The 14,259-nt window shown below is 53.1% G+C and carries 16 protein-coding genes; 13 read left to right on the top strand and 3 right to left on the bottom strand.

All coding sequences use genetic code 11. From position 1 onward, the window contains the following. Positions 1–234: 234 nt before the first annotated feature. Both OIM59_RS10630 and OIM59_RS10635 read left to right on the top strand, forming a co-directional pair. Complete coding sequence (locus OIM59_RS10630; RefSeq protein ID WP_303896609.1) at positions 235–1,467, top strand: AAA family ATPase; 1,233 nt, start codon at positions 235–237, stop codon at positions 1,465–1,467. Beyond that, entirely contained in the window at positions 1,464–1,967 is a 504-nt protein-coding gene (locus OIM59_RS10635; RefSeq protein WP_303896611.1) for a hypothetical protein, read from the top strand. The genes OIM59_RS10630 and OIM59_RS10635 overlap by 4 nt, the downstream gene beginning before the upstream one ends. 405 nt (positions 1,968–2,372) lie before the next feature. Here the strand turns inward: OIM59_RS10635 and mobC are convergent, their stop codons facing one another. Genes mobC through mobA form a run of 3 tightly spaced genes read right to left on the bottom strand, consistent with a single transcriptional unit; the run spans position 2,373 to position 6,135 of the window. Beyond that, positions 2,373–4,382 (bottom strand): conjugal transfer protein MobC, encoded by a 2,010-nt coding sequence (mobC, locus tag OIM59_RS10640; protein ID WP_303896612.1) that lies wholly within the window; start codon positions 4,380–4,382, stop codon positions 2,373–2,375. A 32-nt stretch (positions 4,383–4,414) separates the two neighbouring features. Further along, positions 4,415–5,686 carry a conjugal transfer protein MobB gene (gene mobB, locus OIM59_RS10645; RefSeq protein ID WP_303896614.1) on the bottom strand — a complete coding sequence of 424 codons (1,272 nt, stop codon included), beginning with the start codon at positions 5,684–5,686 and terminating at the stop codon, positions 4,415–4,417. After that, on the bottom strand, positions 5,683–6,135 hold the full coding sequence (gene mobA / locus OIM59_RS10650) for a conjugal transfer protein MobA (RefSeq protein WP_303896616.1): 453 nt from the start codon (positions 6,133–6,135) through the stop codon (positions 5,683–5,685). Before mobA ends, mobB begins: the two co-directional genes overlap by 4 nt. Positions 6,136–6,539: 404 nt before the next feature. Here mobA and OIM59_RS10655 point away from each other — a divergent pair, with 404 nt between their 5' ends. The 11 genes from OIM59_RS10655 to OIM59_RS10705 all read left to right on the top strand — a co-directional run bounded on the left by OIM59_RS10655 (position 6,540) and on the right by OIM59_RS10705 (position 14,259). Then, positions 6,540–6,746 (top strand): hypothetical protein, encoded by a 207-nt coding sequence (locus OIM59_RS10655; protein ID WP_118528244.1) that lies wholly within the window; start codon positions 6,540–6,542, stop codon positions 6,744–6,746. 128 nt (positions 6,747–6,874) lie between these two features. Continuing rightward, a complete protein-coding gene (locus OIM59_RS10660) occupies positions 6,875–7,636 on the top strand; it encodes a ParA family protein (protein WP_303896617.1) in 762 nt (253 codons plus the stop codon). 4 nt (positions 7,637–7,640) lie between these two features. Continuing rightward, entirely contained in the window at positions 7,641–8,051 is a 411-nt protein-coding gene (locus tag OIM59_RS10665) for a DUF3408 domain-containing protein (protein WP_022021321.1), read from the top strand. A gap of 29 nt (positions 8,052–8,080) precedes the next feature. Next, the gene (locus OIM59_RS10670; protein ID WP_303896618.1) at positions 8,081–8,269 is read left to right on the top strand and encodes a hypothetical protein; all 189 of its coding nucleotides are present in this window, start codon (positions 8,081–8,083) and stop codon (positions 8,267–8,269) included. Between the two features lie 165 nt (positions 8,270–8,434). Then, positions 8,435–8,971, top strand: a complete 537-nt coding sequence (locus OIM59_RS10675) for a conjugal transfer protein TraD (RefSeq protein ID WP_244870443.1) — start codon at positions 8,435–8,437, stop codon at positions 8,969–8,971. 177 nt (positions 8,972–9,148) lie between these two features. Continuing rightward, entirely contained in the window at positions 9,149–9,460 is a 312-nt protein-coding gene (locus tag OIM59_RS10680) for a DUF4134 domain-containing protein (RefSeq protein WP_303896620.1), read from the top strand. A 36-nt stretch (positions 9,461–9,496) separates the two neighbouring features. Then, the gene (locus OIM59_RS10685; protein WP_303896622.1) at positions 9,497–9,829 is read left to right on the top strand and encodes a DUF4133 domain-containing protein; all 333 of its coding nucleotides are present in this window, start codon (positions 9,497–9,499) and stop codon (positions 9,827–9,829) included. After that, the gene (locus OIM59_RS10690) at positions 9,826–12,342 is read left to right on the top strand and encodes a TraG family conjugative transposon ATPase (protein ID WP_303896625.1); all 2,517 of its coding nucleotides are present in this window, start codon (positions 9,826–9,828) and stop codon (positions 12,340–12,342) included. The genes OIM59_RS10685 and OIM59_RS10690 overlap by 4 nt, the downstream gene beginning before the upstream one ends. Positions 12,343–12,385: 43 nt before the next feature. Further along, positions 12,386–13,063 (top strand): hypothetical protein, encoded by a 678-nt coding sequence (locus OIM59_RS10695; protein ID WP_303896627.1) that lies wholly within the window; start codon positions 12,386–12,388, stop codon positions 13,061–13,063. Positions 13,064–13,159: 96 nt separating this feature from the next. Continuing rightward, positions 13,160–13,582 (top strand): DUF3876 domain-containing protein, encoded by a 423-nt coding sequence (locus tag OIM59_RS10700; protein WP_303896629.1) that lies wholly within the window; start codon positions 13,160–13,162, stop codon positions 13,580–13,582. A gap of 38 nt (positions 13,583–13,620) precedes the next feature. After that, positions 13,621–14,259 (top strand): DUF4141 domain-containing protein, encoded by a 639-nt coding sequence (locus OIM59_RS10705; protein ID WP_005650203.1) that lies wholly within the window; start codon positions 13,621–13,623, stop codon positions 14,257–14,259.

A 14,259-nucleotide genomic window follows, 5' to 3' on the forward strand; every position in this document is an offset into this window, starting at 1 on the left:
GCAGATTGCAGTTTTTTTCATGCAGAAATGCAGATCTGAAGGAGTTCTTTCAGCATGATGTTCCACTTTACAACTATATTAGAAATACGGGATTTCAAAGTTTCAACTATATGTAGAAAAACATTTTCAGTAAAATAGGAAAGGTATTTATGTTAGTGGAAAATGATGTATATCAGCGATTAGGTCATCTCATTTAGAAATACTATCTTTGCGACAAGTCTATACAATAAATATATGAGTAGAATAAAAATTAAAAATTTCGGTCCGATAAAAGAGCCAAAGTCCGTAAAGGACGAATGGATAGATATAAAAAAAGTAACTGTATTTACCGGCAATCAAGGTAGTGGTAAAAGTACAGTTGCCAAATTAATTTCCACCTTTACATGGATGGAGAAGGTTTTAACACGAGGTGATTTCAAAGAAAAAGAATTTACTACCACCAAGTTTAAGAATAAATATTGTGGCTATCATCGTATTTCAAATTACTTTATAAAGGAACGTACTGAGATTATCTATGAAGGAAATGCATACAAATTTACTTACACTAAACAAGGTGAATTTATCATTGAAAAAAGAACAAATACATTTAACAGATATGTACTCCCACAAATTATGTATGTACCAGCTGAGAGAAATTTCATCAGTATGGTTAATAAACCTAATTTGATTAAGGACTTGCCAGATGCTTTACTGGTGTTCTTAACGGAATACAATAATGCCAAGCAACGTATTAAAGGGGGTCTTGAACTTCCTATAAATAATGCACAACTTGAATACAACAAACAAAATGATATTGTATCTGTAAAGGGAGAAGGTTACAAAGTTAAGCTCATGGAGGCATCCAGTGGGTTCCAATCAATCGTACCGCTGTATTTGGTTTCCTTGCATTTATCAGAGTCTGTAAAAAGTCAGGCAAATAATGCTCAAAAAATGAGTAGCGATGAAGCGAAACGGTTTGAAGCAGAAGTTGCTAATATATGGAATATGCCAAACTTGACAGACGAACAACGAAGAATAGCCCTTTCAGCCGTATCAGCCAGATTCAACAAATCAGCATTCATAAATATAGTAGAAGAACCTGAGCAAAATCTTTATCCGGAGTCTCAATGGATGATTATGAAACACCTGTTATCATTTAACAATTCATTGGATGCCAACAAGTTGATTGTTACTACACATAGTCCATATCTTATTAACGGTTTGACTATCGCTATCAAAGCAGGGTTACTTTTGAAAGATCATTCGCTGTCAGACGAAATACGGGAAAAGATAGATTCTGTTTTCCCTATTAAGTCAGCTATACAGCCTGATGAAATAGCTATTTATGAATTCAATGAGGTGGAAGGAACAGTAGAAATATTGGATACATATAATGGACTTCCTTCAGATGATAATTTTCTCAACAATATGTTGGAAAGGACTAACGAAGATTTTGCTAATTTATTGGAAATACAACAGGAGTTATGATAAATTTTTTCCCTAAAGAACATATTACTTCATCGAGCAAACGTAAATTTGGTATATGCGACCGTCCGGCTCCTGCTGCTGAAAAGGCTTATATTGCTGAGAAGCAGGGGCAGGACTGGATTGCGGCTGTAGATAATTATCCTCAAATAAAAGTAAATTTCGTACCAGTTGACCATTGTATTGAATTGCGCAGAGCGGATGGAAAAATGGACCATCGCTGTGACGGCTTTCTGTTTTATAAAGATACAATCATATTTGTGGAATTGAAACAGAGGAAGCTCAAGGGTAGTCAATGGATAAAGGATGGCGAGCAGCAATTACGATCTACAATTGGTTATTTTGAGCAACAGAAGGAGGCACAGAATTTTTCCGTAAAGAAAGCTTACATAGCCAATAGCGAGAAGCCATATTTTCGAACAGGGCAGGCCGTACGTATGGATCGTTTCTTTTCTGATACGAATTATATCTTACGAATAGAAAACAGAATACCAATAGAATAATCGGTAAATCTTGCAATGATTTTGTCAAAACATAGAAATTAGATGCAGAAATTACCGCTTCCATTTATATTGTTAGTAATATCACGGTTTGCAGTACTGTAAGGATTTAGAAGCTAAAGTACATGAAAAAAATCATAACTCAATAAAAGTGTTGTAATCTTTCATTATAGTTTTGGCATGACGGAGAATATTCAATTCTAAAATATTTATTGGGGAGTTTGAAGTTGATTTCTTATGTGATATATACAAGAAAAAGAAAATAAGTCTCTCAGACAATGAAAGGCAGCATACTTGGGGGCGTTCTTTATTTATAACGGGAACAGACAAAAAAAGGAAATCCGTAACACGACAGGGAAAGGCTGTACGTGCTACGGATTTTCTCTTTTCATCTGACCGTATATCCGGTTATCTGCCGCTGAGGAGGTATTGCAGTTCGGGGTCGGACTGTATGCGCTGCAACTCGTCGGCGACAATCTGCCGGACCTCGGCACGGATACGGTTGTAGTTATCCTGGATCATCTCCTTCATGCGGTCGTTGCCGCCGGCATCGGTAAAGTCGGTGATGACGGGTATAGGCCGGTAAGCCTGTTCCTCACGCTTCACTTTCCCGGCATCGACCACAATCTCGCAATGGAAAATCTTCTGTTCGATACGCTCGTCGTAGTTGTCGGCGACGGCTCCCACGAACATGCCCTGCGTGAGCGTGGAAATCTTGCTCGCCGGAATCAGGCTCTCCATCTGCGTATTGATGGAAGTGGACTTGTCCTCGCGGTTGATGGTGATGCTCTGCCGCCTCTGGAGAATCTTGCCGAAACGCTCGGAGAGGGTCTTGGCAGTCTCGCCCACGACCTGGCCGGAAAAGATGTTGCCGACGGTGTTCATGACCACGGCGGCCTCCTTGTCGCCGTAGTCACGCTTGAGCTGGGAAAAGTCCTGAAAACCCAGCAGGGTGGAAACCTTGTTGCTTCGGGCGGTGGCAATCAGGTTGTCCAGCCCCTTGAAGTAAATCGTGGGCAGCTCGTCGATGATGATGGAGGACTTGAGCCTGCCCTTCCTGTTGACGAGCTTGACGATGCGCGAGTTGTACAGCCCCAACGCCGCCCCGTAGATATTCTGGCGGTCGGGATTGTTGCCGACACAGAGAATCTTCGGCTCGTCGGGGTTGTTGATGTCAAGCGTGAACTCACTGTCGGACATGACCCAGTAGAGCTGCGGGGAAATCATGCGCGAGAGCGGAATCTTCGCCGAGGCTATCTGACCGGCAAGCTGTTCCATCGCCCCGCCCTGCCAGGCGTCCATGAACGGGGAAAGGTAGTTCTCCAGTTCGGGATAGCTGGTGAGAATCGGGAACAGGTCCTCGTAACGGCGGTTGAGCAGCTCGATGGCATGGGGAAAGGTGCAGTATTTCCCGTCCTGATAGATACGGAGGAACCATATCACGGCGGCGAACAGGATAATCGGAGACTCGACAAAGAAGTCACCCTGCTTCTGCACCCAGGTCTTGTTCAAATTGAGCATTATCGTGTAGGCACTCTCGTAAGCATCGGTGATGTCCTCCATGAAATCCGGATGGATGGGATTGCAGCGGTGCGAGCGCCGCGGGTCGTCGAAGTTGATGACGTAGAACTTCGGTCTGACCCTGTATGCGTCCATGTGGTTCAGCAGGTGGTTGTAGGCGATGGTGGAAAGGTCGCTGAACTTGAAGTCGTAGATGTACATCGCAAAGCCCTTCTCAATCTGCTGTTTGATAAAGCTGTTCACCACGGCATAGGACTTTCCGCTGCCCGGCGTACCCAGTACGATGGTGGCACGGAAGGGGTTGACCACATTGATATAGCCATTGTTCCACTTCTTCCTGTAGTAGAAACGTGTGGGCAGATTGACGGAATACCCGTTCTCCATGAGGCGGGTCTCCTGCATGAAACTCTCGTTCTCGACATTGAACACGTCTTCCATGAGGTTGGTACGCAAAAGACGGCTCATCCATGTGCCCGCCATGAGCAGGCAGACATAGCCCGCCGCCATCGAAGCGGTGTAGAGACCCGCAACCGCCTCCACCGGAAGCGGCAGGGAGAGCACCCACCAGTTGCCGAAGAACAGCACCAGCCCCGCGGCAAGTACCGTCCAGATCCGGCGCCAGGTGATTTTCTCCTCCTTGACACCCTTCGTGCCGAGGCACGAGAGTGCGAGCAGAAGAAGGGCAAAGAGCTTCGTGTAGAGAATGTGATGGAACAGTCCGGCGGTACGGTCGAAGTTCATCAGTACCCGGTCCACAACACCTATGCCGATGCCCCACAGCCTTACGGCTTCGTAACAATACCAGTAGAGGTGGATGACCACCAGAATAATGCTTACGGCACGGAGAAAATCCATGATTTTCGCCAGTGCCCTCAAATCGTCTTCCTGTTGTGACATAATCTGTTTCTGTTTTCAAGTGAATGACTGAATTATAATCCCTGCCCCTTGCGACGCTTTTTCCGCCTGCGCCAGAGATCGCGCTCGAAGGCGGCTTCCTCGGCCTGTGCGCCCGAAGCGTCGCCGCCGAGCAAGCCCAAGCCGGAGGAATACCCCTCGTCGTATTCCACGGCGGGACGGGTGTCGGGCTGCTGCCCGTCCACGGCAATGGTGAACGGTATGGGCGGAGTGCCGGCATACGGCAGGGTGAAATGCTCCTGCAGGGCATTGGCGGAAAACTCCCTGCCCAAACGAGAGCCGTTGAGCACACAGCCCGTGCGGTGGTCGATGAAGGTCGCCCCGTAGATGCGCCCTTCGTCGGTATGGCGGAACACCACGTCCACGCCCTTGTCCCGGAGAAGGGTGACGAACTCCTCGCGGCGGTATGTCCGGGCAAGCACGGCAGCGACGGTCTTGCGGGTTATCTCCGCCAGACGTTTATCCCGAATTTGTCCTTTGGAAAATTCAAACCTGCGCTGCACGGCTTCGTAGCCGACGGACTTGCCGATGCGGGAAGCCTTGAAGGGAGTGCCGGTCCTGTTGCCGGAATCGCCGGTGGCGGACGGGTTGCTGAACGATAGCGAAAAATAGACCAGCCCGTGGTACTCGCGCTCGTTCACGATGCCGTGGGCTTCCTCCACGGTGACGTTGTAGAGCGAGAGAAGGGCACGGTATTCGCCCATCGTCTGGAACCTGTAGCCTGCCATGACAGCCTTGACAACATTCGATACCTGCCGCCTGACGTCGCCCTGCGATGTGTCCACCGGGCGGAGCGGATTGTCGGTACGGTGCTGCCGGCGGTCAGCCGGGTGCAGCCCGTATTTCTTTTCCAGCTCGGAGGTGATGCGCCTGCTGCGGCGGTGGATGTAATCGCGGTTGAGCCGCCTTCCCTGCTCGTCCACATTGACGGAGACGATGTGCAGGTGGTGGCGGCTGATGTCCTCGTGCTTGAAGACAAGGTAAGGCTGGTCGCCGTAGCCCAGCCTGTCGAGATACTCGCGTGCGAGCTGTTCCAGCTCCACGTCGGTCAGGCGGTCGTCGGGGTGCGGATTGAGGGAAATATGGATGACCTTATTCCGAGTGCGCACCTGCTCCGGCATGAAGCGCATGAAGTCCTGCTCGGCACGGGCTATGTCCACATGTCCGCTGCCGTCGTCGAAAATCCGGTTTACGGCAAGGAGCCTGCCTTCGCCTTCGTTCACCTTCTGCCCGTTGTAGGCAAGCGCACCGTACAGTGACGTGCCTACGGTAATTTTCGCTATCATGACTTTTCCTCCTTTTCCGACAGCTTCTGCCGGAACTCACGTGACAGCTCCATGACCTGCTGCGTCAGGGCGGCCAGCTCCCCGGTACACTTCTCCAGACGGTAGAGCAATGCCATCGCCTTCTTCTCCGAAAAATGACAGCGCAGCTCCCTGACCACCTGGTTGTAGTTGTTGCCTACCATGCGGTACTGCGCATGGAAAGCGGAGAGCTTCGTGCAGTAATCCAGCAGCGTCCTGTCCGTGACCACTACCCGGAAGGGCTGCCTGAAAAAGTGTGCCTTGAGAAACACCGCCCTTGCATATACGCCGGACTTCTCGTGCATGGAGAGGAACTTCAGCCATTCCTCATTGTCGAAACGCACCATCACGCAGTGCGACTTGCGGCTTTCCTTGGGATGCCGCCCCCATTTGGAGCCTTCCGCTCCGTTTCCTTGACCATTTCTGTTCATCTTACATAAGGATTTAGTGGTTTGTATAAAAATGTGCCGGACGGCAGCATCCGCAGACACGGTGCAGCCGGGAGACAGGCTTCCCGACTCCGGAGAGGAAGCCCCTCCCCGCATGGGGCAAGGTCGTTTCCGGGAGTAACCGGAAACCCTTTGAGTTACTCAAAGGACACCTTGCTATTAGCGGTTGCTAATAAGAATCCGTCCGCGACGGATTGGAAAGCCAACCTGCCATCACCCACGGGACAGGGTACCGGCCAACCGGTACCCCGGAGCTGCCCAAAAGAGAAAACGGAAGCCCGGCATACACCAGAGGCGTCAGTCTGCCGTTGTGGGTGCAAAGTTAGGGTGCGGGACAGAGCCGCGGAACCGCCGGAAAAAGCCACAGACTTCCACACCGGCGCCAAATGCTGCCACGAAGACCCGAAGTGATACAGATACGGGAAAATGCCCCTTCCTTTGCGGACAGGAAAACCGGCACGCCCACCAGCCGGCACGCCGCATTGTCCGCCACACTGCCAGTATGCCTGCCTGCCGGCACGCAGGCATACCGGCGGGAACACGGACAGGCAGACCGAGGAACCGGCACGCCGGCAATGGTACACACAGGCTGACGGGCATGGAGACAGCCCGGCGTGAGCAAGGGCCGGCATCCCTGCCGCCAAGCGGACACGCCAGTGCGGACGCAGGAACGCCTGCCGGGAAAACAAACTGAAGTATAACGAACAAAAGACAAGGAAGCATGAAGAAAGAACCCCTGTTCATCGCCTTCTCCACCCAGAAGGGAGGAGCCGGCAAAACGACACTCACCGTGCTGATGGCGAGTTACCTGTATTATGTGAAGGGATACGACGTGGCAATCGTGGACTGCGACTATCCCCAGTTCAGCCTGAAGGACATGCGCGAGCGTGACCTGAAGAGCATCGAACGCAACCCGCACCTGCGCAGGGCTGCCTACGAGCAGTTCAAACGCCTGGGCAAACGTGCGTACCCGATAGTCGGGAGCCGTCCGGACCATGCGGTGGAAGCGGCAAGGCCGTTTGTGGAATCGGAGACACCGCCCGACTTTGTATTCTTCGACCTGACGGGTACGGTAAACAACATGGGACTGATAAAGACGGTGGCGACGATGGACTACATATTCTGTCCCATAGCCGCCGACCGCTTTATCATGGAAAGCTCGCTGAAATATGCGGGCATACTGAACGACACGCTGGTGACGACGGGAAAGTCGAACATAAAGGGCATCCGCCTGCTGTGGAACATGGTGGACCGGCGCGAGAAGACCGACCTGTACGACATCTACGAGAAGGTAATCGCCGGAATGGGGCTTGAGGTGCTGAAGACGAGCCTGCCGGACAGCAAGCGTTTTCGCAAGGAAGGTGCCGAGGAAGGCGACCGCCCGCTGTTCCGCTCGACGCTGCTGCCTCCGGACAGGACACTGGCAAAGGGCAGCGGCATAGACGCGCTGGCGGAAGAGATACTGGAAATAGTAAACCGCTGAACGGATGGCAAAGAAACTCGATGTCGATATTGATCCCGGCAAGTTTCTGGACTCGTTCCGTCCGGAGATGCCCGCGTCCGCCCCCGAGGTGGAGGACAAGGCAGAAGGAAATGCGGGCGGAAAACCCGCAGCAGAGAGGACAAAGGCTCCACAGAAGACCCCAAGGACCGGAAAGGGAAAGGAAGAGGAATATCTGGAACGCTTCCTGAACGCCCCGAAAATCCCGGTATGCTCCGGCAAGACAGCCTATATACGCAAGAGCTACCACGAGCGGATACAGCGCATCGTGCAGGTCATCGGCAAGAACGGGCTTACCCTGTCGGTCTATGTGGACCGCGTACTGGAAGAGCACTTCCGCGAGTATGAGGAAGTGATACGCAAACTCTACAAAAAGAGCTATGAGGACATTTACTGATTATTCATCCAAAAAGAAAGGAAAAGACAATGGGAAGATTTTTCAAGACAGACAGGAAAAAGGAGACACACGGCAGGTTCACGCTCCCCGTGCGTGCCCTGGCCGGTGACGGCAGCACCACAGGCGGACAGAGAGGGAACATACCGGAAGAACACCCGCAGACATCCGGGGACGGGACCGCCTCCCTGATGTGCCGGGAAAAACTGCAACCGCTTTAGCCTATGGCGACGCTGCTGATAGTGCTGCTGATGGCCTTCAACATGTGGATGGTCATCTACCTGACCTGGGAACGCAGGACGGGAGACGCAACCCGAGAGAAGAACGGAAAGGACGGCGGGAACAGGACGGCGGCTTCCGAGATCGTGGGCAGAAGCCGCTTCAGGATGCCGGAAACGAAGCCACAGACTGCCACACCTGCGCCAAATGCCGCCACGGAAATACGAAGCGAAGAGGTGGACGAGAAGGACGTTACCTTTGCCGACGAAGCACAGGAGGACGGCACGGACGCACACCGCCGCCGGATACCGGACGAGGAGCTGGACGAGGTGTTTACGGACAGACGGGTGTCGGACATAGCCGGATATGACGGGGACGAAGAGCCGGATGCGGAACCGGATACTGCCGAAGGGTTCACGTTTGAGGACATCGACCTCGCCGTACGCACGGCGAAGAAAGCGGACGCCACGGGAGATGAACGGCGCCATGCAGGAATGGTATTCTGCGAGATGAAGGGCAACGAGCTGTTTGCCCTGATAGAACGCAGCTCAGAGGCGACACGCAGGAGACTGGACGAACTGATGGACTACTATCTGGACTCGATACCTGCCCCACCTGCCGCATCAACGGCAAGTGCCGCACTGAGAAGGCCGCCTGCCATGCCGGAGAGATTCGAGGATTTCAACATCCGCGACTATGTATAACGAATAAAAGATACAACGAAGATGCGAAAAAAGAAAATTGACTACGGCTGAAATCCCGGCCAGCCACCGGACCACTAAATCCAGAAGCCGGCTTTATCCGAAGCCGCAAAAATTAAAGAAAAGTATCAACCGCCGAAGGGAATATCCCGCCCCAAGGCATAAAAACAAGAAAAGATTATGACAGAAACATCGAAGAAAAAACAAATCATTCTGGCAGTCCTTCTGACGGCTGCCAGCATTTCCGCCTTTGCACAGGGCAACGGCATGGCGGGCATCACGGAGGCAACCAATCTTGTGACCTCGTATTTCGACCCGGCGACAAAGCTCATCTATGCCATCGGTGCGGTGGTGGGACTCATAGGAGGCATCAAGGTCTATGGCAAGTTCTCGTCCGGTGATCCGGACACGAGCAAGACCGCCGCAAGCTGGTTCGGAGCCTGTATCTTCCTGATTGTAAGCGCAACCATCCTGCGCTCGTTCTTCCTGTAAACAGGCGTTTCCCATATATAATAAGATAAAAGGACAATGGCTGAATACCCGGTAAACAAGGGCATCGGTCGTCCGGTGGAGTTCAAGGGGTTGAAGGCGCAGTACCTGTTCGTGTTTGCGGGCGGGCTGCTTGCCGCCTTCCTCCTGTTTGTCATCCTGTACATGGCGGGCGTGAACCAGTGGGTCTGCATCGGCCTGGGAGTCACGGCGGCTTCCGCCGTGGTGTGGCTCACGTTCCGGCTGAACGCGAAGTACGGCCAGCACGGACTGATGAAGCTGGGCGCTGCACGGATGCGCCCGCGCTACCTGCTCCACCGCAGACGGGTGTCCCATCTGTTAAGACGAAAAAGGAAAGGAAGGAAAGAATGAGAAACGTAATGAAAGCCACCACACTGGAGAGCCGGTTCCCGCTGCTGGCGGTGGAACACGGGTGCATCATCTCGAAGGATGCAGACATTACCGCAGCCTTCGAGGTGGAGCTGCCGGAGGTCTATACCGTAACGGCGGAAGAATACGAGAGTATCCATGCCACGTGGTGCAAGGCAATCAAGGTACTGCCCGACTATTCGGTACTGCACAAGCAGGACTGGTATATGAAGGAACTGTACCGCCCCGACTGGGAGAAGGAAGGTACGGGCTTCCTGGCACGGAGCAACGGGATGCACTTCAACGAGCGCCCGTATCTGAGCCACAGGAGCTATCTGTTCCTGACCAAGACGACGAAGGAACGCATGAGGCGGCAGAGCAACTGGAGCACGCTGTGCCGCGGACATATCATCCCGAAGGAGATACAGGACAGGGAGACGGCGCTGAAGTTCATGGAGGCGGTGGAACAGTTCGCCCGCATCCTGAACGATTCGGGACACGTCCGCCTGCGCCGCCTGAGGGACGATGAGATTACGGGAACGGAAAAGGAAACGGGTATCATAGGCAGATACCTGGCACTGACGACGGAGGATACGGCGTGTCTGGAAGACATCGCCATGAGCGCGGAGGAGATGCGCATCGGCGACAAGCGCCTGTGCCTGCACACGCTGTCGGACACGGAAGACCTGCCGGCTGCGGTAGCCACGGACAGCCGTTACGAACGGCTCTCGACCGACCGCTCGGACTGCCGCCTGTCGTTTGCCGCCCCGCTGGGACTGCTGCTGCCCTGCAACCATATCTACAACCAGTACGTGTTTGTCGGCAACAGCGACGAGGAGCTGCGCCGCTTCGAGAAGTCGGCAAGGAACATGCAGTCGCTCTCGCGCTACAGCCGCCAGAACGCCATCAACTGCGAGTGGATAGAGGAATATCTGAACGAAGCCCACTCACAGGGGCTGAAGTCCGTCCGCGCCCACTTCAACGTGATGGCGTGGAGCGACGACACGGAGGAGCTGAAACGGATAAGGAACGACGTGGGGAGCCAGCTGGCCTCGATGGGATGCGTGCCCCGCCACAACACGACGGACTGCCCGACGCTGTTCTGGGCGGGCATACCGGGCAATGCGGCGGACTTTCCGGCGGAGGAATCGTTCCACACGTTTGTCGAGCAGGCAGTATGCCTGTTCGCCGGAGAGACCAACTACCGGGACTCGCCCTCGGCTTTCGGCATCCGCATGGCAGACCGTATCAGCGGCAAGCCGCTGCATATCGACATATCCGACCTGCCGATGAAGCGCGGCATCACGACCAACCGCAACAAGTTCGTGCTGGGACCGAGCGGAAGCGGCAAGTCGTTCTTCATGAACCATCTGGTGCGGCAGTATTACGAGCAGGGCACGCACGTGGTACTGGTGGACACGGGAAACTCCTATCAGGGACTGTGCGAGATGATACACCGCCGTACGCACGGAAAGGACGGCATCTACTTCACCTATACGGAGGAGAAGCCCATCTCGTTCAACCCGTTCTATACGGATGACGGAGTGTTCGACGTGGAGAAAAAGGACAGCATCAAGACGCTGCTGCTGACGCTGTGGAAAAGCGAGAACGAACCCGCCACGAAAACGGAATCGGCGGAGCTGGGAAGCGCGGTGAACGCCTATATCCAGCTGCTCGGTCAGGACAAGGGTATCGTGCCGTCGTTCGACTCGTTCTACGAATACATGCGGGACGTGTACCGCAAGGAAATGGAGGAACGCTACATCAAGGTGGAGAAGTCGGACTTCAACATCGACAATTTCCTGACCACCCTGAGGCAGTACTACCGGGGCGGACGCTATGACTTCCTGCTCAACTCGGCGGAGAACATCGACCTGCTGCACAAGCGGTTCGTGGTCTTCGAGATTGACTCGATAAAGGACAATGCCGAGCTGTTTCCGGTGGTGACCATCATCATCATGGAGGCGTTCATCAACAAGATGCGCCGGTTGAAAGGCGTAAGGAAACAGCTGATTGTGGAAGAGGCTTGGAAGGCCCTTTCATCGGCAAACATGGCTGACTACCTGCGATACATGTACAAGACGGTGAGAAAGTATTTCGGGGAGGCGATTGTGGTGACACAGGAAGTGGACGACATCATCAGCTCGCCCATCGTGAAGGAAAGCATCATCAACAACTCGGACTGCAAAATCCTGCTGGACCAGCGCAAGTACATGAACAAGTTCGACCAGATACAGTCGCTGCTGGGTCTGACGGAAAAGGAGAAGTCGCAGATACTCTCGATCAACCAGTCCAACGACCCGTCGAGGCGGTACAAGGAGGTGTGGATAGGACTTGGGGGCACGCATTCGGCGGTATATGCCACGGAGGTGTCGATGCAAGAGTATCTCGCCTATACGACGGAGGAGACGGAGAAGATGGAAGTACGCGAACTGGCGGAGAAACTGGGAGGCGACATGGAAGCTGCCATCCGTCAGGTGGCGGAGCGGCGGAAAGAGGAACGGACGGGACAGTGAACCGGCAGGAAATATACAGTAAATGAAAAATAGAAAATGATTTATGAACCAAAAGACTGACAACATGTACATTGATGACGGATACAGCGATGAAGCGCTGCGGAAACGGGAGGAAATTCGGGAGCATATCTCATGGTTCCGTGAGTTCCTGACATTCGGGACCGGACTACCGGAACATATCAGAAGGCGATACGGACTGGAAGAAGACTACCAGCGGTACAAGAAACTGGAAATACAGGTTCACCGGATGCCTGCTGAACCGGATTGCAGGGGATATGGGAAGGAGCAGCGCATGAAAGAACTGTGCGAGGCAGGAAGAGCCAAGGGCAAAATCACTCTTGCGGTGGAAAAGGCTTACGAAAGCATCTGCCCCGCTCCGGCAAGGGACTATCTGGAAGAAAAATATCAGGAACTGCTCTATCTGAGAGGTATGGTGTACCGGAAAGACTATGACGACCCGATGTGGTACAAGCCGGAAATCCTGAACAAATACGGCATTGACCACAAGGGACCGCGCGAAACGGTACTCAAGCAGGTGGAAAAGGCATACCGGGAACTGGATGCCCGATTCTGCCGGATGACGGGCAAGAAGCCGGATGCGGACGAGCTGTTCGGCAAACCCGCAGTACGGCAGTCGGTACCTGCACAGAAGGAGGCGCCGGAGAATGGCGCAAGGGAAAACCGCATGTGCAGGCGTAAAGGCAGAAGACCGGGATTCTGACGGAAAAGGAAACCGGGCGGACTCCGGTTACGGAAAAGACGAAAAGAAAAAAGGATTGAAAAAAATGAAAGAACGAAACTTAAAGAAGACAAGAAAATGAACATCAAACTGACAAAGACCGAAAGGCTGCTGCTGTGCGGCGGTCTGATAGGCATGGCATCGCTGATGCTGCAAGCCTGTGATATAATGGCAAAAGAAGACGGCGACACCCGCGACAGAATCTGCGGAAACTGGGAAAACGCGGAAGCCGGTCCCGACATACTGGTGTACAGGGAGGGAGAATTATATAAGGTGACACTGTTCAGACGCAAGGGCGTACGTCGCGTACTGAGACCGGAGACCTATCTGCTGCAGAGGGAGGAGAACGGCAACCTGTATATGAACACGGGGTTCCGCATTGACGTGGCATACAACGAGGAGACGGATGTGCTGACATTTTCGCCGGGCGGTGACTATGTCCGGGTGAACACGGATGCAGGTGACGGCGAAAGGACAAAGGAGAAAGAGAATATGCAATAGCAACTTAACGAACCACTAAATCCAAAAAAAGAATGAGAATGAGACAGAAACTGAAAATACCGCTGATTGCGGTCTGCCTGTGCCTTGCGGGGACAGGCGGGGCAAATGCCCAATGGGTGGTGTCCGACCCCGGAAATCTTGCGCAGAGCATCATCAACTCCGCCAAGGAGATGGTGGAGACAGCCGGGACGAAAGCCAACACCCTGAACGGCTTTCTGGAAACGAAGAAGGTGTTCGAGCAGGGAAAGGCGTATTACGACGCACTGAAATCGGTGCACGACGTGGTAAAGGGCGGCGCGAAGGTGGCGAAAAGCATCTCTCTGGTAATGGAAATATCGGAAATCTATGTGGACAACTACCAGAAGATGCTCTCGGACGAGAACTACACGCCGGAGGAGCTTGCCGCCATCTCGTCGGGCTATGCGATGCTGATAGACGAAAGCTCGGACGTGCTGCAGGACCTGAAGAATGTGGTGAACGTGACGGGCATGTCACTGACGGATGCGGAAAGGCTCGCCATCATAGACAATGCCTACCGCAGCCTGATGAACTACCGCAACCTCGTGCGCTACTACACGAACAAGACCATATCGGTGTCGTACCTGCGGGCGAGAAAGAAGAACGACATGGACCGGGTGATGGCACTCTACGGGAACTCCAACGAAAAATACTGGTAG

Source organism: Bacteroides mediterraneensis (genome assembly GCF_025993685.1).
GTDB lineage: Bacteria > Bacteroidota > Bacteroidia > Bacteroidales > Bacteroidaceae > Phocaeicola > Phocaeicola mediterraneensis_A.

What these genes read in the sequence shown, in the direction of transcription:
- OIM59_RS10675 (WP_244870443.1), top strand. Translation starts at nt 8,435, where the DNA reads ATGCCGGAAACGAAGCCACAGACTGCCACACCTGCGCCAAATGCCGCC.
- OIM59_RS10670 (WP_303896618.1), top strand. Translation starts at nt 8,081, where the DNA reads ATGGGAAGATTTTTCAAGACAGACAGGAAAAAGGAGACACACGGCAGG.
- OIM59_RS10700 (WP_303896629.1), top strand. Translation starts at nt 13,160, where the DNA reads ATGAACATCAAACTGACAAAGACCGAAAGGCTGCTGCTGTGCGGCGGT.
- OIM59_RS10685 (WP_303896622.1), top strand. Translation starts at nt 9,497, where the DNA reads ATGGCTGAATACCCGGTAAACAAGGGCATCGGTCGTCCGGTGGAGTTC.
- mobA (WP_303896616.1), bottom strand. Translation starts at nt 6,135, where the DNA reads ATGAACAGAAATGGTCAAGGAAACGGAGCGGAAGGCTCCAAATGGGGG.
- OIM59_RS10655 (WP_118528244.1), top strand. Translation starts at nt 6,540, where the DNA reads ATGCTGCCACGAAGACCCGAAGTGATACAGATACGGGAAAATGCCCCT.
- OIM59_RS10630 (WP_303896609.1), top strand. Translation starts at nt 235, where the DNA reads ATGAGTAGAATAAAAATTAAAAATTTCGGTCCGATAAAAGAGCCAAAG.
- mobB (WP_303896614.1), bottom strand. Translation starts at nt 5,686, where the DNA reads ATGATAGCGAAAATTACCGTAGGCACGTCACTGTACGGTGCGCTTGCC.
- OIM59_RS10665 (WP_022021321.1), top strand. Translation starts at nt 7,641, where the DNA reads ATGGCAAAGAAACTCGATGTCGATATTGATCCCGGCAAGTTTCTGGAC.
- OIM59_RS10705 (WP_005650203.1), top strand. Translation starts at nt 13,621, where the DNA reads ATGAGACAGAAACTGAAAATACCGCTGATTGCGGTCTGCCTGTGCCTT.
- mobC (WP_303896612.1), bottom strand. Translation starts at nt 4,382, where the DNA reads ATGTCACAACAGGAAGACGATTTGAGGGCACTGGCGAAAATCATGGAT.
- OIM59_RS10635 (WP_303896611.1), top strand. Translation starts at nt 1,464, where the DNA reads ATGATAAATTTTTTCCCTAAAGAACATATTACTTCATCGAGCAAACGT.
- OIM59_RS10660 (WP_303896617.1), top strand. Translation starts at nt 6,875, where the DNA reads ATGAAGAAAGAACCCCTGTTCATCGCCTTCTCCACCCAGAAGGGAGGA.
- OIM59_RS10680 (WP_303896620.1), top strand. Translation starts at nt 9,149, where the DNA reads ATGACAGAAACATCGAAGAAAAAACAAATCATTCTGGCAGTCCTTCTG.
- OIM59_RS10695 (WP_303896627.1), top strand. Translation starts at nt 12,386, where the DNA reads ATGAACCAAAAGACTGACAACATGTACATTGATGACGGATACAGCGAT.
- OIM59_RS10690 (WP_303896625.1), top strand. Translation starts at nt 9,826, where the DNA reads ATGAGAAACGTAATGAAAGCCACCACACTGGAGAGCCGGTTCCCGCTG.